General features: G+C 41.7%; 24 protein-coding genes and 1 pseudogene. 12 read left to right on the forward strand and 13 right to left on the reverse strand.

Features of this window, described 5'->3' with window-relative positions:
• Nucleotides 1–23 precede the first annotated feature (23 nt).
• Nucleotides 24–197 (reverse strand): hypothetical protein, encoded by a 174-nt coding sequence (locus CDC33_RS39475; RefSeq protein WP_181374302.1) that lies wholly within the window; start codon nucleotides 195–197, stop codon nucleotides 24–26.
• 67 nt (nucleotides 198–264) lie between these two features.
• Between CDC33_RS39475 and CDC33_RS33810 the strand changes: the two genes are divergently transcribed.
• Nucleotides 265–717 (forward strand): sigma-70 domain-containing protein, encoded by a 453-nt coding sequence (locus CDC33_RS33810; protein ID WP_109013001.1) that lies wholly within the window; start codon nucleotides 265–267, stop codon nucleotides 715–717.
• 135 nt (nucleotides 718–852) lie between these two features.
• Here CDC33_RS33810 and CDC33_RS33815 read toward each other — a convergent pair whose 3' ends face one another.
• Both CDC33_RS33815 and CDC33_RS33820 read right to left on the reverse strand, forming a co-directional pair.
• Nucleotides 853–1,776 carry a ParB/RepB/Spo0J family partition protein gene (locus CDC33_RS33815; protein WP_109013002.1) on the reverse strand — a complete coding sequence of 308 codons (924 nt, stop codon included), beginning with the start codon at nucleotides 1,774–1,776 and terminating at the stop codon, nucleotides 853–855.
• Nucleotides 1,773–2,549, reverse strand: coding sequence for a ParA family protein (locus CDC33_RS33820; RefSeq protein ID WP_109013003.1), 777 nt, complete (start codon nucleotides 2,547–2,549; stop codon nucleotides 1,773–1,775). Before CDC33_RS33820 ends, CDC33_RS33815 begins: the two co-directional genes overlap by 4 nt.
• 409 nt (nucleotides 2,550–2,958) lie before the next feature.
• Between CDC33_RS33820 and recD2 the strand changes: the two genes are divergently transcribed.
• Nucleotides 2,959–5,202, forward strand: coding sequence for an SF1B family DNA helicase RecD2 (gene recD2 / locus CDC33_RS33825; RefSeq protein WP_109013004.1), 2,244 nt, complete (start codon nucleotides 2,959–2,961; stop codon nucleotides 5,200–5,202).
• A gap of 119 nt (nucleotides 5,203–5,321) precedes the next feature.
• Entirely contained in the window at nucleotides 5,322–5,774 is a 453-nt protein-coding gene (locus CDC33_RS33830; protein ID WP_109013005.1) for a DUF1392 domain-containing protein, read from the forward strand.
• A 71-nt stretch (nucleotides 5,775–5,845) separates the two neighbouring features.
• Here CDC33_RS33830 and CDC33_RS39480 read toward each other — a convergent pair whose 3' ends face one another.
• Both CDC33_RS39480 and CDC33_RS33835 read right to left on the reverse strand, forming a co-directional pair.
• Nucleotides 5,846–5,989 carry a hypothetical protein gene (locus CDC33_RS39480; protein ID WP_181374303.1) on the reverse strand — a complete coding sequence of 48 codons (144 nt, stop codon included), beginning with the start codon at nucleotides 5,987–5,989 and terminating at the stop codon, nucleotides 5,846–5,848.
• A 78-nt stretch (nucleotides 5,990–6,067) separates the two neighbouring features.
• Complete coding sequence (locus tag CDC33_RS33835) at nucleotides 6,068–6,265, reverse strand: DUF2811 domain-containing protein (protein ID WP_069074505.1); 198 nt, start codon at nucleotides 6,263–6,265, stop codon at nucleotides 6,068–6,070.
• Between the two features lie 519 nt (nucleotides 6,266–6,784).
• Between CDC33_RS33835 and CDC33_RS33840 the strand changes: the two genes are divergently transcribed.
• From CDC33_RS33840 to CDC33_RS33855, 3 genes and pseudogenes are all read left to right on the forward strand, one after another.
• On the forward strand, nucleotides 6,785–7,201 hold the full coding sequence (locus CDC33_RS33840; protein WP_094333549.1) for a hypothetical protein: 417 nt from the start codon (nucleotides 6,785–6,787) through the stop codon (nucleotides 7,199–7,201).
• 410 nt (nucleotides 7,202–7,611) lie between these two features.
• Nucleotides 7,612–7,743, forward strand: a pseudogene (locus CDC33_RS40855) (uracil-DNA glycosylase); the annotation flags it as partial.
• Nucleotides 7,744–7,776: 33 nt separating this feature from the next.
• Nucleotides 7,777–8,895 carry a hypothetical protein gene (locus CDC33_RS33855; RefSeq protein WP_109013006.1) on the forward strand — a complete coding sequence of 373 codons (1,119 nt, stop codon included), beginning with the start codon at nucleotides 7,777–7,779 and terminating at the stop codon, nucleotides 8,893–8,895.
• Nucleotides 8,896–9,186: 291 nt separating this feature from the next.
• On the opposite strand, the gene CDC33_RS33860 is transcribed toward CDC33_RS33855, so the two are convergent.
• Complete coding sequence (locus tag CDC33_RS33860) at nucleotides 9,187–13,452, reverse strand: strawberry notch family protein (RefSeq protein WP_109013007.1); 4,266 nt, start codon at nucleotides 13,450–13,452, stop codon at nucleotides 9,187–9,189.
• Between the two features lie 145 nt (nucleotides 13,453–13,597).
• The gene (locus CDC33_RS33865; protein WP_109013008.1) at nucleotides 13,598–14,044 is read right to left on the reverse strand and encodes a hypothetical protein; all 447 of its coding nucleotides are present in this window, start codon (nucleotides 14,042–14,044) and stop codon (nucleotides 13,598–13,600) included.
• 370 nt (nucleotides 14,045–14,414) lie between these two features.
• On the opposite strand from CDC33_RS33865, the gene CDC33_RS33870 reads away from it, so the two are divergent.
• The 6 genes from CDC33_RS33870 to CDC33_RS33895 all read left to right on the forward strand — a co-directional run bounded on the left by CDC33_RS33870 (nucleotide 14,415) and on the right by CDC33_RS33895 (nucleotide 19,615).
• On the forward strand, nucleotides 14,415–15,362 hold the full coding sequence (locus tag CDC33_RS33870; RefSeq protein ID WP_109013009.1) for an RpoD/SigA family RNA polymerase sigma factor: 948 nt from the start codon (nucleotides 14,415–14,417) through the stop codon (nucleotides 15,360–15,362).
• 242 nt (nucleotides 15,363–15,604) lie between these two features.
• Nucleotides 15,605–15,856, forward strand: coding sequence for a hypothetical protein (locus tag CDC33_RS33875; RefSeq protein WP_109013010.1), 252 nt, complete (start codon nucleotides 15,605–15,607; stop codon nucleotides 15,854–15,856).
• 239 nt (nucleotides 15,857–16,095) lie between these two features.
• A complete protein-coding gene (locus tag CDC33_RS33880; protein WP_109013011.1) occupies nucleotides 16,096–17,061 on the forward strand; it encodes an RpnC/YadD family protein in 966 nt (321 codons plus the stop codon).
• A 246-nt stretch (nucleotides 17,062–17,307) separates the two neighbouring features.
• Nucleotides 17,308–18,516 (forward strand): AIPR family protein, encoded by a 1,209-nt coding sequence (locus CDC33_RS33885; RefSeq protein ID WP_109013356.1) that lies wholly within the window; start codon nucleotides 17,308–17,310, stop codon nucleotides 18,514–18,516.
• A gap of 166 nt (nucleotides 18,517–18,682) precedes the next feature.
• Nucleotides 18,683–19,123 (forward strand): cyanase, encoded by a 441-nt coding sequence (gene cynS / locus CDC33_RS33890; protein WP_109013012.1) that lies wholly within the window; start codon nucleotides 18,683–18,685, stop codon nucleotides 19,121–19,123.
• Between the two features lie 165 nt (nucleotides 19,124–19,288).
• Complete coding sequence (locus tag CDC33_RS33895; RefSeq protein ID WP_109013013.1) at nucleotides 19,289–19,615, forward strand: hypothetical protein; 327 nt, start codon at nucleotides 19,289–19,291, stop codon at nucleotides 19,613–19,615.
• A 127-nt stretch (nucleotides 19,616–19,742) separates the two neighbouring features.
• On the opposite strand, the gene CDC33_RS33900 is transcribed toward CDC33_RS33895, so the two are convergent.
• The 6 genes from CDC33_RS33900 to CDC33_RS33925 all read right to left on the reverse strand — a co-directional run bounded on the left by CDC33_RS33900 (nucleotide 19,743) and on the right by CDC33_RS33925 (nucleotide 24,616).
• On the reverse strand, nucleotides 19,743–20,078 hold the full coding sequence (locus CDC33_RS33900; RefSeq protein WP_109013014.1) for a hypothetical protein: 336 nt from the start codon (nucleotides 20,076–20,078) through the stop codon (nucleotides 19,743–19,745).
• Nucleotides 20,079–20,240: 162 nt separating this feature from the next.
• Nucleotides 20,241–22,157: a hypothetical protein gene (locus tag CDC33_RS33905; protein WP_109013357.1), complete on the reverse strand. Its 1,917-nt coding sequence runs from the start codon at nucleotides 22,155–22,157 to the stop codon at nucleotides 20,241–20,243.
• A gap of 68 nt (nucleotides 22,158–22,225) precedes the next feature.
• Nucleotides 22,226–22,933 (reverse strand): hypothetical protein, encoded by a 708-nt coding sequence (locus CDC33_RS33910; RefSeq protein ID WP_109013015.1) that lies wholly within the window; start codon nucleotides 22,931–22,933, stop codon nucleotides 22,226–22,228.
• Nucleotides 22,933–23,343 (reverse strand): hypothetical protein, encoded by a 411-nt coding sequence (locus tag CDC33_RS33915; protein WP_109013016.1) that lies wholly within the window; start codon nucleotides 23,341–23,343, stop codon nucleotides 22,933–22,935. Before CDC33_RS33915 ends, CDC33_RS33910 begins: the two co-directional genes overlap by 1 nt.
• A 410-nt stretch (nucleotides 23,344–23,753) precedes the next feature.
• Nucleotides 23,754–24,026, reverse strand: coding sequence for a hypothetical protein (locus tag CDC33_RS33920; RefSeq protein WP_109013017.1), 273 nt, complete (start codon nucleotides 24,024–24,026; stop codon nucleotides 23,754–23,756).
• 14 nt (nucleotides 24,027–24,040) lie between these two features.
• The gene (locus tag CDC33_RS33925) at nucleotides 24,041–24,616 is read right to left on the reverse strand and encodes a hypothetical protein (protein WP_109013018.1); all 576 of its coding nucleotides are present in this window, start codon (nucleotides 24,614–24,616) and stop codon (nucleotides 24,041–24,043) included.
• Nucleotide 24,617: the final 1 nt, after the last annotated feature.

Here is a 24,617-nt window from a genome sequence, read left to right on the forward strand (position 1 = left end):
AGGTGAGTTGGTTTGACTCAGTATTAATCGGAGTGTTTGCTAAAAGTTGTGCAGGTAATCCAGCCGGGAGCAACGCGATTTTGTGAGGTGCTAAAATCTGGGACGTATATAGCTTGTTTCAGGATGCGATCGCAACTAAAAAACCAGATTTTGTTGAGAATATAGGGGTGTAATTGAGAACTAAACCCCGATCTCACTTTTTCGCGTTGCTCCCCAGAACAATCCCATACTATTCGCCTACCCCATGACCTGACTAAAAGATTGATGCAAATCAAAAAGGCACACGTTGAACTTTTTCAAACCTTGGGAAGAACACCCACTATTATAGAAATCGCTGAAGCTGTTGATGCATCACCTAAACAAGTTGCCGAATGCCTAAACGCATTTCGTCCGCTAGTTTCTTTAGAGCTAGGAATTGGAGAGGAGCAAGAAAACCAACTGCAAGAGATATTACCCGACGAAAGAATCTCCGCACAAGAGTATGTTGCTCTAGAATGTCTCCGATCAGATTTACAGGATTTATTAGCTACCTTGAAACCAAATCAACGCCAAGTCTTAATGTTACAGTTTGGGTTGTCGGGCGAGGACAAGTTGACAGCAAAACAGGTTGCACAAAAACTTAATCTCAGCCATTCCAAGGTACGCTCTGCTCATGGACAAGGTATCAAAGCTTTACGACGTGAGCAAGACAAAATTAAAGATTATTTGGCTAGTTAAAACTGTTTATGGCAAAGGAGAAGGAATCACTTTTGTTGAAAGTACTTCTGGCGTATTCAGTCTAATCGCCGTTTGCTCACATTTGGGACATCTGAGTCTTAGACAGAATAAGATGCAGTAACTTCTAGTCCAGTTTTAATCATCCTCGTTAATTAAAATCTCTATTTGAGCAAACAATAATTCAAGCTTCTTGCGCTTTTTGGGATTATCCCATAGCTTTGATTTTTTCATTTTCTTATAGGTAGAATCTATTTGCTTCTCTAATTCCTTCTCTTCTGTTGACGACTTACGGGTTTTCAACCGTTCTCGAATTTCATTTAATGATAAATTTTGTAATATCGCCTCTTCCAATAAAGCAATACGTTCTGTCTTTTCTTTCAACTTAGCGATTACTTTAGCTTTTGTGTATTCAATTTTTCCTTGGCGTAGAACTTCTAAAATTTCATCAGGCAACCGCAAGAGAGGAAGTCTGTTAGCAGTGAACGACTCCCATTCCATAAGCCCCAAGCCTGTAAAAATCATTTTTACATCCTCTGCATGAGAATTACTGATAACGTTATCAGTAACTTTTCCCGCCAAAATATTTTGCATTTTATAAAGTAAAGATATAACTTCTGGCACTTTCTTATCTAGTTGAAGTGCTATAAGTTCTAAAATACCTTCTGTTTCTTCAATAGGATTGAGATCGTCTCGCTGTAAATTTTCTACCAATGACAGTTGCAGGGCTTCCTGATCATTTAACGAACGTGCAATTACAGGTACTTCAGTTAATCCTGCTAAACTAGCTGCTCTGTAACGCCTCTCTCCGGCTACCAACTCATATTTATCATCAGATAAGTAACGGACTAACAATGGTTCTAAGATGCCATGTTCTTTAACCGACTGTACTAACTGCTCTAGCTTTTTTGGATCAAAATAACGGCGAGGCTGCTGAACAGAGAGTTGAATTTTTTCGATAGTGACAAACTGTCCACAGGGAAGAGTGTCTACAGACTCGCCAATCAAAGCTTCTAATCCCTTAAGACGGCGACCATAAGGCTTATCACGCTTTATACTCATAATAATTTCTCCAGCCCTTTAACAATTTTTTTTAGGATTGATAAAGCTGGATGCTTAGGATTAAAGATTGCCAGAGGAACATTTTCTTCAGCAGCATCAGCAAAAGCAGTAGATCGAGGAATTGGGTCATAGACTATCCCAACCTGTGACAGTTGTTCTTGAATAGCTAATAGTGTTCGTTCATCTTGGCTATTACGTGAATCAAACATCGTTGGGATAAACCCAGCAATTTTTAACTTTCGATTTGGAAGAGACTTAACGCGTGTTACTGTATTTAAGAGTAATTCTGTCCCCAAGAATGCCTTGTATTGCGTCTGGATCGGCACTAAAACGTGAGTTGATGCCACTAAACTGATATAAGTAAGAATGCCTAAACTAGGGGGGCAGTCAATCAAAATAAAATCATACTGTTCGCTTACAGGTTCCAAAGCATATTTAAGACGTAAATCACGCATATCTGCTACTACTAACTCTAATTCAGCTGAAGTCAGATCCTGAGATGACGGAACAAAATCCATCCCATGAATTTCTTTAAGAATTGGTAGTGCTTCCTGATCAATCACTGCATTATAAATGGTTTTTTCTTGGGATTCAGGCGCAATTCCCATAAAGTTAGTAAGTGAAGCTTGAGGATCTATATCAATTAAAAGAACTCGGTAGTGATGCTTGGTTTTAGCAGGCTTTAATTGTGCTAAGTGATAACCAAGATTAATCGCTAGAGTGGATTTCCCAACTCCACCAGCTTGATTAAATAAACAAATAATAAGGCTCACTAAATTGGCTCACTTATAATTTCGGCTAACTTTTTCTTGAAAACTAGATTATAACGACAACGGAGTAAGCACAGATAATATTTGGCTATCTAAATTTGGACTTTCATAAGCTTATATAGTTGAATCAACTCAAAAGCTTATCATCACTTCGTTTTAAATAAATTAAGCTGGGCTACTCCGCGCTGCTGTCCAACTAGCCACCGTAGTTCTACCACAAAGTTAGATGTATTTCATCAAAATCAAGGTAGAGGGAACGTGCGGTGTCAATTTCTCTTTGTTTCTGAAGATAGTATCTGATGTATTTGGTGCTTCTTCATTACACTAATTTCAGGCAGGCAACTTAGTATTTATGTACTATAATTAACTGATTTCTAGTATTATAATGATGTGCGGCATCTGATGATAAGCAATGTCCACTCCACCGAATCTTTCCCCTCAACAAGTAAGCGCCTTTCCTCAACACGAAACAATCACCGGAGTCGTAGAACGTTTAACTTTTTACTCTGCTGAATCGGGTTACACTGTGGCAAGGCTGACCCGTCCCCGTAGCACCGAACTGACAACAATTGTCGGCAGCTTTGCTAACATCCAGCCAGGGCAGACTTTACAACTAACTGGTTTCTGGCGTGACCATCCACAATTTGGGCCACAGTTCCAAGTCATCAATTATCAAGAAACCAAACCAGCCACTCTTACCGGAATTGAGAAATATTTAGGCAGTGGACTCATAAAAGGTGTTGGGTCAGTAACAGCCAAACGCATCGTAGCTCACTTTGGACTTGAAACGCTCGACATTATCGAAAACCAGATTGAACGACTGATTGAAGTCCAGGGTATTGCCAAAAAGCGGATCACTCTCATCAAAAACGCTTGGTCAACTCAAAAAGCGATCAAAGAAGTTATGGTGTTTCTCCAGGGGCATGGTGTTTCTACCACTTATGCTGTGAAGATTTACAAGCAATATAAGGATGAAGCGATCGCTACTGTTACCAAAAACCCCTACCAGCTAGCAGCCGATATCTACGGTATTGGCTTTCTGACTGCTGACAAGATTGCGAGAAATATCGGAATTGCCCCTGACTCAGAATTTCGTTACCGTGCGGGGATTATCCACTGTTTAAGTGAAGCCGCCGAAGATGGTCACTGTTACCTGCCACAAAGTGAACTGATTGAATCGGTAATCAAACTGCTGGCTACCGAATCTCATCAGCCCACAGAAGAAGCGGTTGCGATCATTATTAAAGATATGGCTCTCGCAGAGGACTTGATTAGAGAGCGGGATGAAGAGAAAACACTACTTTGCTACAAGCCGACTTACTTTCATACGGAACAGAATTTAGCTCAACTGATACGCCAACGCTTGGAAAAACCTGTTGGCACTGACATTGAGCGTGTGCGTGATTGGATTGAGCGCTTTACTGCTAGCCGGAAAATTCAGCTTTCAGAACAGCAACGCCAAGCTGTAGAAACAGCAGCCTACTCCAAAATCATGATTTTGACTGGTGGCCCTGGCGTTGGAAAGACCTTCACAACTCACACCATTGTCAGCCTGTGGAAAGCAATGGGTAAATCTATTGCGTTGGCTGCACCCACTGGACGGGCTGCTCAACGTTTAGGTGAAATGACTGGGCTGGACGCTAAAACTATTCATCGCTTGTTAGAATTTGACCCCCGCTCAAGGGGTTTCAAGCGCGATAGCGAAAATCCTTTGCCCCACACGGCAATTATCGCTGACGAAGCTTCGATGCTTGATTTGTTTCTGGCTTACTCCTTGGTTAAAGCAGTATTGGCTGGCGCTCTACTATTGTTGGTGGGTGACATTGACCAGCTACCATCTGTGGGCCCAGGTCAAATACTTGCTGATTTGATTAATTCTGGTTGCGTGCCAGTAGTGCGGTTAACTCAGGTATTCCGCCAAGCTCAAACAAGTGCAATTATCACTGCTGCTCATCAGATTAATCGAGGAATTTATCCCACGATTGAACCGATTTCTGACAATCCTGTGTCCGATTGTATTTGGCACGGCGGCGGACATCAGCCCGAACATGGTGTACAGGCAATCTGCGAGTTGATTACCGATTTGATTCCCCGCTTAGGTTTTAATCCTGCCACTGATGTGCAAGTGCTTTGCCCGATGACACGGGGAGTAATCGGGACTCGTAACCTGAACACAGTATTGCAGCAGTTGATCAACCCACCCAGCCCGAGCAAGGTGGAGATTAACAGAGGTGGGAATTTGTTGCGCGAGGGCGATCGCATCATCCAGTTGACCAACGACTACAACCGAGAAGTCTTCAACGGCGACTTAGGAATTATCCTCGCTATTGATACTGTCGAGCAGGAAGTTACAGTGCAATATGGTGAGCGGACTGTGGTTTACGATTACGCTGACCTGAATGAAATTGCCCTTGCCTGGAGCATTTCGATTCATAAAAGCCAAGGCTCAGAATATCCGGTGATAGTTCTGCCAATCTATATGCAGCACTATATGATGTTGACCCGGAACCTGTTTTACACTGGTATAACTCGTGCCAAGAAATTAGCGATCGTAGTTGGCGCAAAAAAAGCGATATCTCTGGCAGTGCGCTCTACCGACGACCAACAGCGCTACACAAGGTTAAAGCAGAGGTTACTTCAGGCAGGACTGCATTGATGATATGTTTTGACTATTAAAAATAGAAAATGGCTATAGCGAGTGAAGCCTTTAAATTATATTCCGGATCAGACTGATGTAAGGGAGTGAATATATAAAGAATAGGATTATATTCCCAGATGATTAACCAAATTACCGCCTTAGAATCCTGTTGGCATATTTCTCCTGGGTGGGGTAAGACCATGCCTCCATTAGCAGTGAAAATGTTAGAAAAAGTTTTGTTGCCAATCTCAGACTTGTCAGGTTATTGCTGTGGTGTTGAGTGGTCAGGACAAGAATGGATTTATGCAATTGTTTGCCAGAATGAAACTCTCTACTTAGCTGAACAAGAATTTCATACAACAAATGTACTAAAAAAGTCCACTGTTTCTACTCCAGCTTTTAGATTGGGGGACATAGTTGAGGTTGATTTTGGTGAACGGCCAACACGCCGAATTATTCAAGGAATTTTTAGTCTCAAAGAGAATTGGCTTTATGGGGTAGAGTGGCGCTCTCCAACTTTAGAAGAAGTGTCTGCCCAAAGCAGAACAATATGGCTTGCTGATGTTGATTTAGTTAATGTTAGTGTATAAATATTTTCATTTGATATTCAAGAATAAGGCTATAGGTTACTATCACTCGATCCTCTTGGTTTTGAGTGAGTTTAAGATGTCATACTACCCAGGGAATTTTCCATTGGTTGAGCCACATTTTCAGCATTGTCTACGAGTTGGGGTTCTGCTGCATCTAAAAGTTGTGATACTACAATAGTAGATGTTTCCGTTTTTACCTCGTTTTTCGTTGCCATTAGTCCTGACTGAAAAAATCTTTCTGAGTGTATAGTTTGATTGACCTTGTTATTTAGTATGACTTCTAGGGAATAACATTAGCCACGACGAAACAGAGTTTCGAGATAAACTTGGGAAACACCGCGATCCCCATCAGCATTTTGCAGCAGAAACAGGGAGATAGCTGCGGTAATAAGACGATGTTCATCCCAATCAGGATGTTTTTCTAAGTAGGTATTAAGAGATTGATGTAGCGTTTCGGGAAGAGTAGTAAAGATATTTTGGGTTGAGTTCATATAATAAAAGCTTCAGAAAAAGCAAATCAATAGGGACAACAAGCTAGAGGTGATACAGTGCAAGTACAGTTTCACCCATTCAATGCTAGCCGAACCACTGGCACTAACAACTGAATAGTTTTATACAGTTGATGCTCAAAATGGAACAGGCGGCAAAGGCTAGTGGATTTATTTTGTGCTGATTGGCTTAGTTTGTCAATGTTGCAAAATATTAAAGAGAAATATAGAAAAAATAAATAATTACGTGAAAGCTAATGTTAGAAGTAGGTTTGGTTTACGTTACGTAATAATAACTCAGTAAAGCAGACTGATTGCTACAGACATGACAAAATACCCATTGGGTGAACAGAAGCTGATTATCTTGTAAAACAACAGTGGAAAACAGCAGAAATAGCTGTGGAAAGTCTGTGGAATCTGCCAGGAAAAGTAGAGGTAATGATAAGAATTGCAAAAAGTTGAGATTTGTAATCTCTGCCGTTGCAGTGTAATATCAGCCTCAGTATTCCGAAGGAGCTAATCATGAGAGGATGGGTAAACGATCCACATTCAGGAGGGGTAAAAATCCCGGAGCAAGTCAAACAGAGAACAAAGCAACGAATATTAGCTTATGCAGAGAAGCATTACGCAGGGAAATACATACGTATTGATGTCCGTTTTAAGGGATATTTCTGTTACATAGATGCTTATAAAGAACCATTTTTACCAGACAATGATGACCTATCAATGTTTAAAATAACACGCTCAGAATATATAGAGAGAGCGAAGAATACACCAATTCATCTGTGTCGATTGCGGTACAAAGGGAATGAAGAGAAATGGACAAAGGCTTTTTACACCTATAGTAATGAAAAGTACGAACCTAGCGTATTTAACAATGGTACTTTTTATGGGACACCAGAAGAGGCATTTCAGAGTTCAGCATTGTATTTAGATTAATCAAATTTCGACAGCTTTCATGATTTTTGAGATAGAAATATAAAATTGTTTGGCTAATAAAAAAAAGTAACAATATCGCTCAATATGTCTGAATTGTATACGTTTCAACCTTTACCGCTTATTAATCCTAGCTTGGATATTAGTGAGAATCACTACTGGAATTACCATAATATCAAGGAACTAATTAGTTGTAAAAAGCCTTTGACGGCATCTGTTGATGAAGATTTATTTATTGCTGTGCATCAAATGTGTGAACTTGCTTTTCACCAAATGATTATTGATATGGAACGAGTTTTGAAGACTTTAGCACAAGCACTACAAGATGGAACTGATCCGATCATTGGCAATACGGCAGAGGTATGCTATTTCTTTCGTCGCATCCTGCGTCTTTACGAAGTTGTAAATACAATATTCAATCAGCACATCCTTCACCACTTTCTGCTCACAATGGTTTTTTTGGTAGCAAGCCCTTTTCAGCTATTAATTCTGCATTAATTTCTTATGGACAACCAGAAATTAATTGGCAAATACCAAATATTTAAAAAATAAATACTTTATTAAAGATAAAGAAAACTATGAGCGAGTACCAGTATTACGAATTCCAGGCATTAGACCGACCATTAACTGCATCAGAACAAGCATATATAAGTAGTCTATCTAGTCGAGTACAACTGAGTGCAACAAACGCAATTTTTACCTACAGCTATGGAGACTTTCGAGGTGAACCCAAGGAAGTTTTAGAAAAGTGTTTCGACATCATGTTATACATGGCGAATTGGGGGACGCGACAATTAATGTTTCGTTTCCCTAAAACTGTGGTTGCTTCATCAGTTTTTGAGCCTTATTGTGTAGCTGATAAAATTACTGTATCAAGGAGCAAAAACTATGTAATTGTGGATATTAGTATCCAGGACGAAGAATATGGAGATTGGATAGAAGGGGAGGGATGGCTAGCACAATTAGTGCAGTTGCGTGATGATATTTTGCAAGGAGATTATCGAGTTTTATACCTGGCTTGGTTAAAAGCAGCTTCAATAGCAATTGAAGAAGGGGAAGATGAAGAAGATTTAGTTGAACCACCTGTCCCAGCCAACTTGAAAAAACTACCTGCTGCAATTGAGACTTTTACGGAGTTATTTGATATTGACCAGGATTTAATTGCATCGGCATCTCAAGTAAGTATTGATAAAAAAGAAAATACTGAACCCATAAAAGAGTGGATTACAGCTTTGTCATCAGAGGAAAAAGACTATTTTCTTTTGAAAGTGGCAACAGGTGAAATTAATGTTGGAATACAACTTGTAAACCGACTGCGAGAACTATTTAAAATTCCCAAAAGTGATAGTAATTATGATACTCACAGACGCTCATTCTCCCAGCTACTAGAAAATGCTAATGAGCAAATGCAACAGCGTCAGCAACGAGAAAAATTAGCAGCACAACAGGAAAAAATCCGAAAGTTAGAAGTTCTAGCTAAAAATCAAGATAAAGTATGGTCAGATATATATAAGTTACTTGAATTCAAGCAATCCAAAACTTATGACCAAGCAGTTGCACATCTAGTTGACTTACGGGAATTGGCTGAATATCAAGGAAAGCTAGAGGAGTTCAAAGTTTCTATTAAGCAGATGCAAAAAAATTATAGCACCCGGACTGGATTGCTATCGCGCCTGAAAAAAGTTGGATTATTGTAAATTCTCTAAGTGTACAATTTTTCTTTTCTGACATGGTGATGCTGATTACCATTTTATTTTACATTCATGGTATGAAGCCCCTATTTTTAAATAGGTAGAAAAAAAAAAGAAGATTTTTAAGGCACGTAGTGTGATAACTTAGCAGTGCGGAGCCGGAGCCGCTCCGCCTCCGGCTCATATTTGAAACAAGAGCTTTTAAGTTACTTATTCCCTTTCCCATTTCCCTTTCTTCACACTCTTGTTTGAGCGAAAAATAAGCTGATGTATCTAATAAATACATCAGCTTTTGACTTATCCCAAGATTTCAATCACAGCCGCGAGAATAGCTGGTGCTTTGTCTGAAACCGGAATGAATACCCGCTTTTGCCAGTTGATGATCTCGGTGAAGCAACCCACAGCTAAGAGTCGCTCTGCCAGTGAGATAGCATTAACCAGTTCTATGCGAGGTTCACCAGCAATGAAAGAACGTCGCAAGGTTACGCCACCCGGTAACTGCTGGGAATAGCCTTCGTTTAGCACTAAAGAGACTAACTCCTGTGGGCTTAACAGCTTATCCTTCAGTCCGAGTTGTTCAGCCACCGACTTAATATCATTAGCATTCACCACCCGACCGAGAATCTTTTGTCCATCGCTGGTTTGCAAGCGGAATACTCGACTATTCTGCTGTGGTAGGATTTTCCAGATGGGTAGGAGAATACCAGTTACCAAATGCAGGTAATCGGTTGTGAACTTGGGTAATTCGTCTACTTCTGTAGACCATGCAGCAGTAAACGCATCAATAGAAACTTGCCCCCATGTGGAAGATTCCAAGTCTTGGATTGGTAGGCGAGTTTCTTTCTGTGGGCGAATCAGCAAAACTCTTGGGACAATTCCACCCTCAGAGTCGAATAGACTGTGAGTTGGAATTGTTATCGCCGCACGACCTTTCTCATTCACCATGAATTGCCCTTGGTACTTGGCAGCAAACTCAACCATCTCAATATCCGTTTTGATGTTGTTCTTCTGAACTCGCTCAATTTTGAGGTAGTTGGTGACGCTACCTGTGGCAGGGTGTGTATAAACTGCTTCCTGGCTTTCGATGGTAAAACGTTCAGCCCGGAGTGTCTCTACACCCATCTCATAGACCCCTGCCGCGATCGCTGCTTCAATCTGCTGGCTCAAGAGTAATTCAAACCTCTCGAAAATCACGTTTTGCATATCAATTCGTAGAGCCAGTAGTCGATTGAGGAATTGCCGCAATGGGGGCAAGTCGATTTTCATCCCGCCTTCGTTAGAGGTTAAGCTAAGTCCCGTCATTTGCTCGAACTTTCCTAAAGGCACTTCATAAAATCGACCTTGGTATATTTGTCTGAATAACTCATACAGGGCGTGTTCTGCATAGTTAGACTCCAGATTATCCTTAGCCTCAAAGATCCCATTGCCACCTGTTTGGCGTTGACCACGAGTAAGAGCGCCCAAGCTATCCAGCCTTCGGGCAATAGTGCTGATGAATCGGCGTTCACCTATAACGTTCGTCGTGACTGGTCTGAACACGGGCGCAGATGCTTGGTTGGTTCTGTGCGATCGCCCCAACCCCTGGATTGCATTGTCTGCTCTCCAGCCGGCTTCAAGCAGGTAGTGCGATCGCCGCCGCCGATTCACAGCGTTGAGGTCAGCATGGTAACTGCGACCAGTACCACCAGCATCAGAGAAGATGAGAATTTGTTTCTCGTCCGCCATGAATGCAGCAGTTTCAGCAATGTTAGCGCCGGAACCACGCGAATCAACGAATAAACGTCCAGATTCATCTTTTAACACCCGTTTGCTACGACCAGTAACTTCAGCCACTTGCTTGTTACCGAAGTGCCACAGCAATTGTTCTAATGCACCAGGGATTGGGTCAAGACTTGCTAACTTATCGACTAAGGCATCTCTCAAAGCTACGGCTTCAATAGAAATAACTGGAGAGCCATCGGCATCAAAGACTGGCTCGGATCTTTCTTCTCCATCAACGCCAGAATGGATGGAATGAAGATGAATGGGGAAAGCACTCATCAAGTAGTCCATCACATATTCGCGTGGAGTTAGGTCAAGATTGAGATCCTTCCATTCGGAAGCAGGAACTTCATCAAGTCGTCGTTTCAAAAGTTCTTCATTAGTCGAAACTATTTGAATGACAATTGCAAGACCTTGGGCTAGATCCTGCTCAATCGCTTTAATTAACTGCGGACATTTCATGCCAGTCAACAGATGATTGAAGAATCTTTGCTTATGCGACTCGAACTGAGACACTGCGCTCATCTTCGCAGCACGGTTGTAAGTCTTGTCACCAGAGATATTACAAGCTTCCAGGGCTTTATCTAAATTATGGTGAATAACACCAAAAGCATCGGAGTAGCTGTTATAACTCCGTTCCTGCGTGGGCGTTAACTCAATTTCTAGAGTCTGATACTCCACCCCCTCAAACGAGAGACTCCGCGCCAGATATAGTCCCAAAGCCTTGAGATCCCTGGCTACGACTTCCATCGCGGCGATACCACCGCCCTCAATGGATTCCACAAAATCCTCACGGGAGGTAAATGGGAAATCTCCAGTCTGCCAAAGTCCCAGACGATTGGCGTATGAGAGATTCGAGACTTTAGTTGCACCAGTAGCAGAAACGTAGATAACCCGTGCTGAGGGCAGTGCGTTTTGCAACCTCAGCCCAACAATGCCTTGCTGGGATGCTGCAACCATGCCAAGTTTGCCCTCTTGAGCCATTGCGTTACCCATCGCGTGGCACTCGTCATAGGCGATCGCTCCCTCAAAATCCTTACCTGCCCATTCAACAATTTGCTTGAGCCGACTTTTACCGTTATGAAGAGAACGTAGAGTTGAGTACGTGCAGAACAGAATGCCTTGGGTGAAGGGTATTGGATCGCCAAGCTTAATGTTGCTCAGGTCGATGATGTCGCGCTCAGTACCACCCAGCGCACACCAATCTCTACGGGCATCTTCAATTAAGGCAGAACTTTTGGATACCCAGATTGCTTTTCTTCGTTCCTGACACCAGTTGTCGAGGATGATTCCTGCACATTGTCTTCCTTTCCCCGCGCCTGTCCCATCGCCTAAGAACCAGCCACGACGAAATTTTATGGCATTTTCTTCGCCAGTTGCCGCTACAGTCACATTATCCCATGAATCATCGACAATATAAGACCCAGAAAGAAATTCACCGTGCGCCTGACCTGCGTAAATAACGCTTTCGAGTTGTGCTTCAGATAACAATCCTTGTGAGACAATGTTTCGCGGGAGATGCGGTTTGTAAGTGGGTGGTGGTGGCGAGACAAGCGCTAGGGCTGCACTCTCACAGAGTAGCGAGGGATGAGGTAAAGCATCTTTAATTCTGATTCGTTGTGGGCGATAGGTTTCATATAAAGTATCTTTGAGTCCTTCTGTAGCAGACCATTCGATAACCTCATACTCCAACACTACTATGTCGTCTGGAAGAAAGGAAACAGTTTCTGGTTGTGCAACTGTAGTACGTTTTGGCAATTGAACAACTTTTGCTCTCGCAGCAGCTTTGATATCTGAGCGTTCCCACGAAGACCTCTGTGGCAATTGCTCAATCAACGCCAGTATTTCAGGCAGATCCAAAGTTTCAGTAATACAAGGGATTTCGTTGGAGTCAGCCGGAACTTTGTCGATCACTGTAATCCGAGTGTCGATTTGTGTACCATGCTTTGAGTACACCTTGCCGTTAATCCCAACAGATAGTAGAACTCGCGCAAAATCCTGCCACTTAACAAAAGTCTCTCGCCAGCTTGGGTTAGCCGGAGAAAACCAGTTGGCTGTGATTGTTACCAGCCGTCCACCGTCAGCCAGTCTTTGCAATGCCGAGTTGATGTGGCTCTTAGTTGCGTCGGGGTTGCGACTGTTGATTTTGGGAGATGCAGAGAAAGGTGGATTCATCAGCACAACTGAGGGCTGAGTCTTGCCAACCAGATAGTCGTTAATCTGTTCCGCGTTTACTGAGAATAGCGGTGTACCTGGAAACAACCGACGCAGAATCTTACTTCTATCGGGTGCAAGCTCGTTGAGCATCAGACTTGCACTGTGCAATTTAGCCATTTGTGCCAATAGACCAGTTCCGGCACTTGGCTCCAGAATCAAATCAGTAGCTTGTATAAATCCTGCTTTGGCTACCAGAAATGATAGCGGCAGAGGGGTGGAGAATTGCTGAAGCTGTACTGATTCTTCACTACGGCGAGTATGCGTCGGACAAAGGGCTGTTAATTCTTCTAATTGTTGCACAACCACTTGAGGTTGTTGTGATAAAATCTTAATTCCCAGATGACGCAGATATAATATTTGCGCTACTTCCACAGCTTCGTAAGCGTCTTTCCACTGCCATGCACCAGACGCGGCAGTGCCTAGAAAGTAGCGATTCATCTGGGAAGAAACAGTTTTCGTAGAGAGAGGGCGATTATCTATTAAAACTTTTGCAAGCTCTTGGGCAACATTAATAACTGACTGCCCATAATCGATTACTGTTTGCAAATCGAATAAAGAACCTTGAGTGAAAAGTTGCTGTACCATTGCATCACTCACAATATTATTTTTTCACTTTTGCTATGGCGAAGCCTTTCTCTTATTAATAAATGAGGCAAGCAATTGCCTCATTTAAACTTTTGAACCTTCAGATATTTATTCTTCGGTGATCGGACGAGAATTAAAAAGCGAATTAGCCAGCTTTACGCGGTCTACCTGGCTTGCGTTTGCCTGAAGAATTTACATGAGCCTTTTTAGTTTTCGGTGACTTGTTGGCAGTATTGTTAGCTTTATTTGAACGAGTAGTACGTTTTGGTTGTGGTGAAATTTCTTCAACTGGAGGCAGCAATCTCAATGTAGGGAATGAGAGAATAACTGCTTCGTTACTGGTACAATGAATGACTTCATCCTCTAACATCCAAGGATCTGGCAATTTTTCAAAAGTCATCGCTTGTGGTGTGATTACTTGTGATACTGATGGGATTGTAGAAGCCGCTATATTTAGATTGCTAACCGAAACCACATTACTAGTGTAAGCATCCGATACAAATAGTCCGTTAATGAACTGGAATATAACGAGAGTAACGAATGCCCAAAAGATAGCTACTATTGTCAAAGTGAGCAGAGATTGCATATCCATGATTATTTATCAACTAAGTATTTGTAATTTTCAATTGATTTACGCAAAGCGTCTTTGAGCCTTGTCCAAATATGAAGCGGATTTGAACATATCCTCTCTTCAAGAGAGGACTTCACTCTAAAATTAGCGTAGCGTATCTTTGATTTAATCTAACTAAATCTCTTTATTACTTTAAAACTTAGTTACAAAATAAAGTAGGTTTTAGTATTTACCTATTTGAAGATTTAAAGTATTATATTTATAAACTTATTTCCCAAATATAAGCATTGGGTGAAGTCTATGGTTAAGATTTGATTGGTTAGCTAATTCTGGAAATAAAAGATTCTATTCAAACGAAAAATAAAAGTAGTCGTCACAATTAATTGAAAGTATGCCTAGCCCAACTACCGACTTAGTGCGCTCTTACCTCAAAGAAATCGGACGCTACCCTCTGCTAACTCCTGAGCAAGAAATTACAAATGCAAGGGCGTTGCAGCAGATGATGGCGATTGAAGAACAGCGCTCAAGCCTTGCACTTCAATTAAACAGAGAACCAACCATAAGAGAATTAGCTACCTTGCTTGGGCAAAGCGAAGCTGAAGTGGAGTCAATTCTTCATCAAGGGGAACGAGCAAAGCAGAAAATGGTGACTGCTAACCTACGGCTGGTGGTGGCGATCGCTAAAAAGTACCAGAACCGAAACTTAGAATTTCTTGATCTGATCCAAGAAGGTACACTCGGTTTATACCGTGGCGTTGAAAAGTTTGATCCAAACAAAGGCTATAAACTTTCAACTTATGCCTATTGGTGGGTTACTCAATCAATCACACGTGCCATCGCAGAACAATCACGAACTATTCGTTTGCCTATTCATATCAACGAAAAACTGAATAAAATCAAGAAAATGCAACGGGAATTATCCCAGTCATTGGGTAGAAAACCAACTGTAGTAGAAATTGCTGAAGAATTAAAGGTTAAACCAGAGCAGGTTCGAGAATATATTCAAGCAGACCGAAAGTTAGTTTCGCTAGAAATGCGCGTTGGGAATGAACAAGAAACAGAATTAAGCGAACTTTTAGCTGACGAAAAGATTTCCCCTTTGGAAGAATTAAATTCTTCACTAATGCGCCAGAATATTAAAGAGTTGCTAGCATCCTTAGCTCCAATACAACGAGAAGTACTAACTCTACGTTTCGGGCTAGAAAATGACCATCAACTGAGCCTAACTCAAATTGGAGAACGCCTTAACTTAAGCCGAGAAAGAATTCGCCAGCTTGAATATAAAGCGCTCTCTATTCTTCGCCGTCAAAAAAGTGATATTAAGGAGTATCTTAATTAAGTTAATCGTCATTCATTTTTCCAGAATGATTCGCTTATAGTCAGGGCTGAAGCCCTGCTTTTATGCAACTTAAATGCCGATTAGCTTAGAATGATTTCCATCTCTACTATCATCGCGGACGTAAAGGTAATATTTCCCCAGGGCAATTATCCTTGTTTTAATCATGAAGATGATTCTCTGGCTATACTATTAGTCAAAAACAAGAAACTATATTTATAAATAGCAACTTAAAAAACTAATAAATGTCCAGCAAAACAATCGATGTCCGAGAGTACACCGTTAGAGCGCACAAGCGGGAAATTCATACTCGCGTTTTCAACTTCGTGTGTAAGCAGTGTGAGCAACCCACACAAAGAGAAACTTTTGGTGTGCGACCGCTCTACTGTGAAAAATGCCGTCCACCACAAGCACCCAAGAAATCGAAAGTAGTCCCTATAGGCAAAATGAAACCCAGAGCTATGAATTATGAGAGTGGTAAAGACATAGCTGGATGATTTGTTGTCTCTTGGGTGAGTGAAGCAGTGCGCTGATTCGCCCAACCTAATTCAAACTGGTAAAAGGTAACTCCAATGAATTCACATTAAACATATTTTCTTCTTCGATTTATCTGTAGGATTAAGAAAACTTCCCAGATTAAGATTAATTGGTAAGCAACTTCAACACAATTCTCAAATCATACACTGCCTCACAAGTAGTAATACAATCAGGGGCGTGAGTTCGTTGTGGAACAAGTATGACCAATGTCAACCCCCAAACGGAATATGATTCGCCGTGGAAACAGATACTACAACTTTATTTTGAAGATTTCATGCTGTTTTTCTTTCCGCAAGCACATAGGGAAATAGATTGGACACGACAGCCTGAGTTCTTGGACAAAGAATTAGAGCAGGTAGTGCGTGATGCCGAACTAGGGAAAAGACTTGCAGATAAACTGGTAAAAATATACCGTATTGGTGGCGAAGAATCGTGGATACTGATACATTTAGAAATCCAATCCCAGTCAGAGTCAGACTTTAGCGAAAGGATGTTTATCTACAACTACCGCATCTACGATAGATATAAGCGGTCAGTAGCATCCTTGGCAGTTCTAGGTGATGAGCAGGTAAACTGGCGACCAAATCGGTTTGGTTACGAGTTGTTTGGCACTAAAGTTGAGTTTCAGTTTCCAATTGTCAAATTGCTAGACTATCAACAACGTCAGTCTGAGCTAGAAGCCAGCCGTAACCCTTTGGCGACTGTGGTGATGGCACATTTAGCAGCAGTACAAACTAAGAGCGACAGGTTACAACGTAAGCAGCAGAAACTAAGTTTAGTGCGGAGACTGTACCAGCAGGGGTTTGAACGTGAGGATGTTCTAAACTTGTTGGCTTTTGTAGACTGGGTGTTGACACTCCCCCAAGATTTAGAGCGAGAGTTTCTTTTTGAAGTAGAACAATTGGAGGCAGAGCAACGTATGCAGTATGTTACTTCTTTTGAACGCAGTGGTATTGAAAAAGGTAAGCTTGAAGCTTTGTTAAAAGGTATAGCATTGGGATTAAAGCTCAAATTTAGTGAATCAGGTCAAAATTTATTACCCGAAATCGAATCTATCCAAGATGTAAGTGTGCTAGAAGCCATTTTGGAGGGCATAGATACGGCTAGTACTGTTTCACAATTGCGTCAAATTTACCAGTCGTCCACAACAGACACTCAGCAATGAGATTGGGCATCGCCTAATTTCCCTATCCCCGAATCAACAAGCCCAAGACGAATTTAACTAAAATCAGGTATGCCCAAGACTTGGACCCGGATTTCTCACAAAGGTTTAAACGATTAGCCCAAAACGCTTATGACACTTAGACTTTAGATAAAATACTTTGTTCACATACTGCTGTGATTCGTGCAGCGTCTAAAACGCTCAAAATCTAAGCCTGATAAAGGTTTGGTAATAGCGATCGCAAAGCTTGTGAGAAATCCGGGTTGGAACATCAAGCTGGATAACTATATTCAAGCCAATCCCAATTGCATCATCGCCACCGCCCATGTAGACTCATTCCCTATAGACCTGCCGCTAGAACCGAACATCAGGGAACCCAACCGCAAAAGCGCGACCTACAGACAAATCTTCGACTCGCTGACGACCGAACCTGCAAAATTCTTCTCTCGCCACAGTGGAATCGTCCTGTCAGCTAATATTGTTAAGCCCAACAGAAACAAAACTGAACTCGAACTGGAAATTTTAGAAGCTTCCGAGGGCGGTAGCGATGGGATTATCAACGGTGGGCATACAGTTTTAGCATTTGAGCAAGCGAAAAATTATAAATATGACCTAACCCAAGCCAGAGTAAAAGTTACGATTCACATCGGACTGACTGAAGAATCAGCACTAGATATAGCCTTGGCTTCAAATTCCACAACGCCAGTAGATTCTCGCTCCAAAGTCAACGCCAGGGGTGATTACAAATTTCTCAAGCAGTATTTAGCTGACTTAGAACACAAAGAAGATAGAAAATTCCGCATCGCTTATTATCAAAACCAAAGCGGCGCTCCCAGAAATGCCCAGTGCAATGTCACCCATTTGCTCAAGCTCCTTTACTGCCTCGACAGAAATAAATACAACCCGGACGGCAATAAACGAACCAAACACCCAGCAGGGATGAGTCTTCCAAGTAACATCACAGATGCAGAAAGAGAAAGATTAACCACCTTACTGCCTCTCTTGACTCATGCTTTGTGGATAGAGCAAAGACTCTACGAAATAATCCAAGAATATATCAGCAACCCCAGAAGAAAGGGTGCTAACGATTTAGCATCAATTGATACACGTAAAACGACGTTGTTGCCTGACAGCAAGTATTCATTCGGGTTTGGTGCGCCAACTGACCTTGCACTACCGATAATCGCGTCCTATCGGGTATTTCTAGATAAAGATTATAAATGGATTCTGCCGTTTAACGAATTCGCTGAAGATTTTCTCCAACATCTGTGGAATAACTACTTCCGCAAATACTTGGTGTCAGAGAAAACAGCAGGGAATACAGTCGGCACAAAAATCAGCCGCAATCAAGAGATTTGGGAAAGTTTGTATATCTCAGCGCAGAGTTATCTAAATCAGCACTTGGTGAAAATGGTCAAATCCGGGAAATCTAAAGAATTAAAGCTAACACCAGGCTAAAACTTAAATAGGAACAAAGGAGCGGTAAATAATCGCTCTTACATTACTCTGGTCAAAAAAATCTTAGCCAAGTTTTAAAAAAGAGATAGAAACTGGGTTTTGAGCTTCATACGTTGAGTTAGTGTATGCTTGTTAATGTATAAATCTAATTCTATTTTACGTTCAAATGTCTATTCCTGAAATTACCCAAAAACTTTTAACAGCCAAAGAAAACAAGGGGCTGACTTTTGCAGAATTAGCAGAAGTTCTACAATGTAACGAAGTATGGATTGCCTCTGTAATTTATCGCCAAGCGAGTGCTTCACCTGAAGAAGCAAAGTTATTAGTTGATACATTAGGGCTTGATATAGACGATGCTAAAGAACTGAGTAAATATCCGATAAAAGGTAGTGATGCTATTGTTCCAACTGACCCTTTTATTTATCGGTTCTATGAAATTATGCAGGTGTATGGACTTCCACTAAAAGATGTAGTTCAAGAAAAGTTTGGTGATGGAATTATGAGTGCTATTGATTTTACCTTGGATGTAGACAAGGAAGAAGACCCAAAAGGCGAACGCGTGAAAATTGTTATGTCAGGTAAATTCTTGCCTTACAAAAAATGGTAATTATTTTGAGCGTAGATACTTTCAATTGAATTGCAAAGCGCCTGCAAGTGTTTATTAATATACATTTAACTTCATAAAAATTCCTCAGAGCAGATTTCCTCTCTTTTTGTAGCAACAAAGAATCAAAGAAGAAAGTAAACTTGTAGAAGTTCAACACTTTTGAAAATGACCGACACACCCGAATACTTCCCAAGCCGATTAGATCGCGCAGAGCAAATAATCTTGGGTTTAGCGGAAAGACAAGCTAACGCCCAGTTAGAAATGTCTGAGCTAAGACAGGAAATGAGGCAACTTACAACTAGAGTTGACACACTTACAGATAATGTTGATCGTGTTTTAGCTCGTAGTGCGATTTTAGATGATGTGTTACTTGAGTTACGTGATAGCCATGAACAACATCAGCGTAATTTTGAAGAACATCAACGCACCACGAACGCAGCATTACAAAGTCTTGAGTCTATCTTGTTACAATTAATTAGAAATAATTCTTGAGATGCGATTATAGGAGTTAACGGCCGCAGGTAGCGTGTAAAAGTACCTACGGAGAAACTTGAGTTATTGAGTATCGTCTTTATCCTTAGAGGTTTCTAGCAAATAGTGTACAGCTATAGCTATAATTTTAATCCTCTTTTTGAACTAGCAATTTCCCAGACACCCCAGCCGTAAAACCCAGCCCAATCGCCGCTACAGTGACGCTGGGTTTAATAAACAAAGTCGCAATTCCGATAACTGCACCCCAAAGACAGCCATAACAGCAAGCAATAATCAACTGATTTTTGGGTTTAGCCCTTTCGTCCGATATGGATTGATGGATTATGGCATAATCTTCAAGCTCATTGATAATTTCTAGTAAAGAAGCGCCGTACTGTTTTTCTAGGCGTTCAATAGCCAATCTGTCTGCCTTAACTGAGCTGATAGCTAGTTTTTGTAAAGAATAAGTTAATTTATCGCTCATTTTTAGACTTCCCGATGCTTCCACATTCTGGAAAATGTTTAGAAAAAATTAAAACTTACTGGAGAGACAAAAAGACTCTATTTTTCAGCCGTACTTGGAAATGTAAGAATACCGGAACTTGACCGGAACTTGACCGGAACTCAACGAGAACTTTGACGAAGATTACTGCTTAACATTAAAAACGCTGAAACCATCTTTTTCATTTCCGCACAATCGGTTAGTGTCAATCAATTGTGATAGGGCATTTCTCAAGTAAAGAACACTCTTTTTCTCGTCGCCCCACTTGCGGCTGTTTCTGATAGCTGCAAAAGAAGTTGGAGGACTAGCAGTAGCCGCAACGATCGCCACAATCTGTTCTAAATCAGCCTCAGAAATACTATTTTCTTCTACTTCCAGAAATTCCACTTCTTGATAAGGCTTTGAAAAAATGGACTCCAGATGATTAACTGCGTCTGATGGGGCAATTTTCTCCCCTCTGGGTATGACTGCCCTTTCATGCTGTTGAACTAATTCTGGGAAGAATTGAAGTAATGTTCTTGCTGGATCTGGTTGCCCATTGCCTGGGTGCAAATGGGTCTTTAGCCATTGGGGAATCATGCCCAAGTTGCCACCGCTAACAGGTTCTCCAAAGTTATTAGGGTTGGCTTTGAAATATTCTCCACTAGCAACATTCATTTTGCGTAGACCACCAGCGCTAACCGCTTGAGCTACACAGCCAATAAAGTTAACCGATTGCTTAAAGGTATCTGCCAGCCCAGCCGTAGCTTTACCGACCACGCTTGTCAGGTTAGAGCCATGCAGCACGATAATTAATGTACCACCCGACTTAGCGAAGCGAGAAAGTAAATATTGAATCGCCCAGGTGCGATCGCTCTCCTCCAACAATGACAGCAACCGCATTGCCTCATCAATTACTAGCAGTAAATTTTTATGGGAGTAAGGTTCGCTTCCATCTAAACCCTTAAGAAATTTCAATAAATCACGAGCGACGAGTTGATCAGCCCCATCCGCATCTTTATCCGGGTACTTAAGGGCAGAGGTTAAGTTGCAGGCAAAGGGGTAAACGTCCACCCCAGCAGTAAAGTATTGGGTATTCAATCCGGGGTCAAGTGCAGTTGATAATGTTGCTAAGATTGCTGCTAAGGTTCCCTTGCCACCTCGCTGAGTACCAGCGATCGCAATGACTTGGGAACTCATCATATCCTCTACTTGGAATCCACTTTTCGTTAAAGCAGCGATCAGTGCGTTTGCCCTATTAGTCAGAGGGATATTAATTATAGTCTCTGGTACAAGCCCATCAGAGGAAGATGGTTGTAACTCTGTAGGTCTAGAAAGCTCCGCAGCTTGGTTCATCTTCCCAATATCTACCTGTGGCGATTGAAACTGTTTGATATCTACGGTCGGTGGTAACTGGGCTTGAGCCTGTGCGATGGCACTTATCTCCGAGCGATTCACCCGGCTGTCAATTGTCACATCCTGTAAATGAAGAGCCATGCTTTCATAAGTGGGTAGCTGACGACCCTTAAGCTTGCCAAACCAGCCAAACATCCAACGATAAGCATAAAAACGTTTTCCTGGTTCAACTTGCGTTAAATACTGGCCAATATTTTCAAATTCAGCATGAAGAAAGGCGTACTCTTCAGCCTCGTGTCGTTCTAGGAATTTAACACTATTAGCAAGATGATCCGCCTGATAATTGCTCCGATTGTCATAGTCACCAGCACGAGCTAGAGCGTCTATAAAATTACCACGCACAAAAGGCAAGGGGGCGATCTCCTTGGTTCTGTTGGAATGTTCGACAACAAACCATAGCCACGCAGCACCACCAACTAAACCACCAACTAGTGCCAAAGGGTTAACCGCATAGCAAACCGCTCCGATCCCAGAAGCCAACAAACCAAGTACACGGGTCATGTCTGCTTCATTCTCAGATGCCCGTGCCATTTCAAATAATCCATCTTTTCTCTCTTGCAGCCATTGGGCGATATTGCCAGCTTCCAAGTGAGACAAGCTAGGATATGATTCGCGTAAATGTTCAGTTTCTTTAGTTGTAATTTTCGGGATATTATTACTTTGCATAAATGCCTCCCTTGGTAAACGTTGCCGCCCTTTTTTTATAGTTATTGGTTTTTTGGGCGGTTTCCGTTCTAATCCTTTGTCAGTCGCCAAATAGCGAACCCAATTTCACCCGCCATCATTGTGCCGATGTTAAACAATATGCAGCCCAGAATTATGAAGGGGGCTGTAAATTCAAATGGGTTACGAGCTGCAAAAGTGGTGACAATATCGAACACCCAAACCGCAATCACAACCAGCCCTGCGCTAGAGCGATCGCGTGTACCTGCGGTCTTGTAGTCCGCCCAGAGTTGTCCTACCAAATCAATCTTGCCACTAGGCTTGGTTTCAAGCTCATAAACCATGTGGTCTTGAAGTTCCCGCCTAGCTGAATCTGGGTTTTTACCGCGTAGGGCGTGGGCTTCAATTACTTGCACACCTACAGAAATCATGAATGCCAAGTAAAAAAACGGGTTGAACAGTGCAAACGGCACATTTAGCCAATTCCAAGTCGGCTCAAACCAGGGAAAAACAGGGGGGCCTTGAAAGATTAATTGCCAAGTTGAATCAGCACTAATCATGGAACCACCGATAAATAAAATCCCACCTACCAAGGCACGACCTGCACCACCATTAGCAACAAACTGATTAACAATCGCGGCGGCAGCCCGAATGGGTAAGCCGACAATCATCACAACAGCCTTGGCACAAAAATCTATAATTTCACCAAGCGATCGCTTCTTATCTTTGGGCTTACTATCGCTGTTGCTAGTGCTGCTATTTTCTGCACCATTACCCATTATTTCCTCCTTACTGGTTTGATATTTTGAACACTTTTACAAATCCCTTTATCTTTGTGCTTCCACTTCCAAATTCCTTCTTCAATCCGCCCAATACACCTACCCGTTGCGTCAAAAACATCAATAATCTCGTCATCTTGATAAAGGGTTGTGTCTGGTCTGGGATTGCGTTTAGCACTATCAAAGTAATTGGTAATTCTCAACTTGCGACTTGTGGGCATCACTCCTGCCTCATATAAGGCATCACTGGTTTTTGCCCGTTCTTCTATGCGGGAACGTTCTAATTCTTCTGTAGCTTTTAGCCGTTGAAGCTCTGCATAAGCCCCCAACTTGGGTACTAAAGGGATGATTACAGGCAACATGCAAATGCCAACACCAGCCAAAGCTAAGTACAGTTGTTTCTTATACATGAGACTGCTGTGCTATAGCGCGTTCTTAGACATATCTTTAATGAGGCGTTTCATGTTTCACGCTGTTTCACTACCCTGAAACACTGATGAAACCGTTGAAACAGTTTCATGAAACAGTGCTGTGAAACAGTTCTATGAAACACTCCCGCCCATAAAGGCTTTCGAGCAAGGAATTGTCTGGTGTTTCATGTTTCACGTTTCATGTTTCATGCTGGGAGAATGCTGTTTCATGGTGTTTCACGCCCTGAAACATTGATGAAACCGTTGAAACGTTTCATGAAACAGTTCTGTGAAACAGTTGGATGAAACACTCTCGCCCATCACTTTCAGAGGGTGTAGTGTTAGGAAAATTGAATTTTAGTGCATCAAATAGAACAACATCTTCTTCCTTCCCCACACCCTTTTCCCTATCATCTTGATGCCCGTCTCAGAAATGTCAATCCTGCACCAACAAGCAATCCCAAGGGAATGAATATCCCGCTACCAATTAATCCAGTAGCGACAACGCTACTAACGATATATGCACTACCACCTAAAGCGCCAATAACTGAAGTAGCAAACAATCCCGTACTGAGAATATCCATGTCCTGATTTTTCTTTTGATGAGTTAATAGCTCTTGAAGTAATCGGATTTGGGCAACAATGGCAACAGTTTCATTTTGGATTTGTAACAATGCCGCCACTGTTTTATAAGCTTCTAAAATCGGATCTGTGTCCCCATTGAACTGACTCTCTCTCGTAACGAATTGAGTCGTACTTTGAGTTGTTCTTTTTTTCGGATCGACTCCCCCAACCTTGTTGAGGCTTCTTCTGCCAAATTAATCAAACTATGATCTATCTCGGTAATCTGATTATCAACTTCCAACATGGATTGTTCAGCAAAGGCATCCAACACCGTCCCTTTGGCTCCAATCAAGGATTCCATGAACAATAAAGCTCCGGTGACACCAGTTGATGCACCCAAAATCTTAGATTGCTCATTTTGAACAGCTATAGCACCAGAAATAATCTCTTTATCAGCCGCAGTTAACTTGTATGAGGCTTGTTGAATTGCTTCATCAGCTTTGGTGATTGTGGCTTTGGGTATATCTGCTACAGGTGATTGTTGAGGCTGTAATCTCTCACTATTAGTAATATCTTGGAATCTAGCTAAAATCTCCTCTGGAACTAGTGAATCGACCGTCCATTTTTGCTCTGGATATTGACGGCGCAGCTCATCAACTACTTTTCCTGGTACTTTGTTGAGAGCTTGTGCAAATTCTTTAACGATCATT

Origin of the sequence: Nostoc commune NIES-4072, assembly GCF_003113895.1 — a bacterium.
GTDB classification, from domain to species: domain Bacteria; phylum Cyanobacteriota; class Cyanobacteriia; order Cyanobacteriales; family Nostocaceae; genus Nostoc; species Nostoc commune.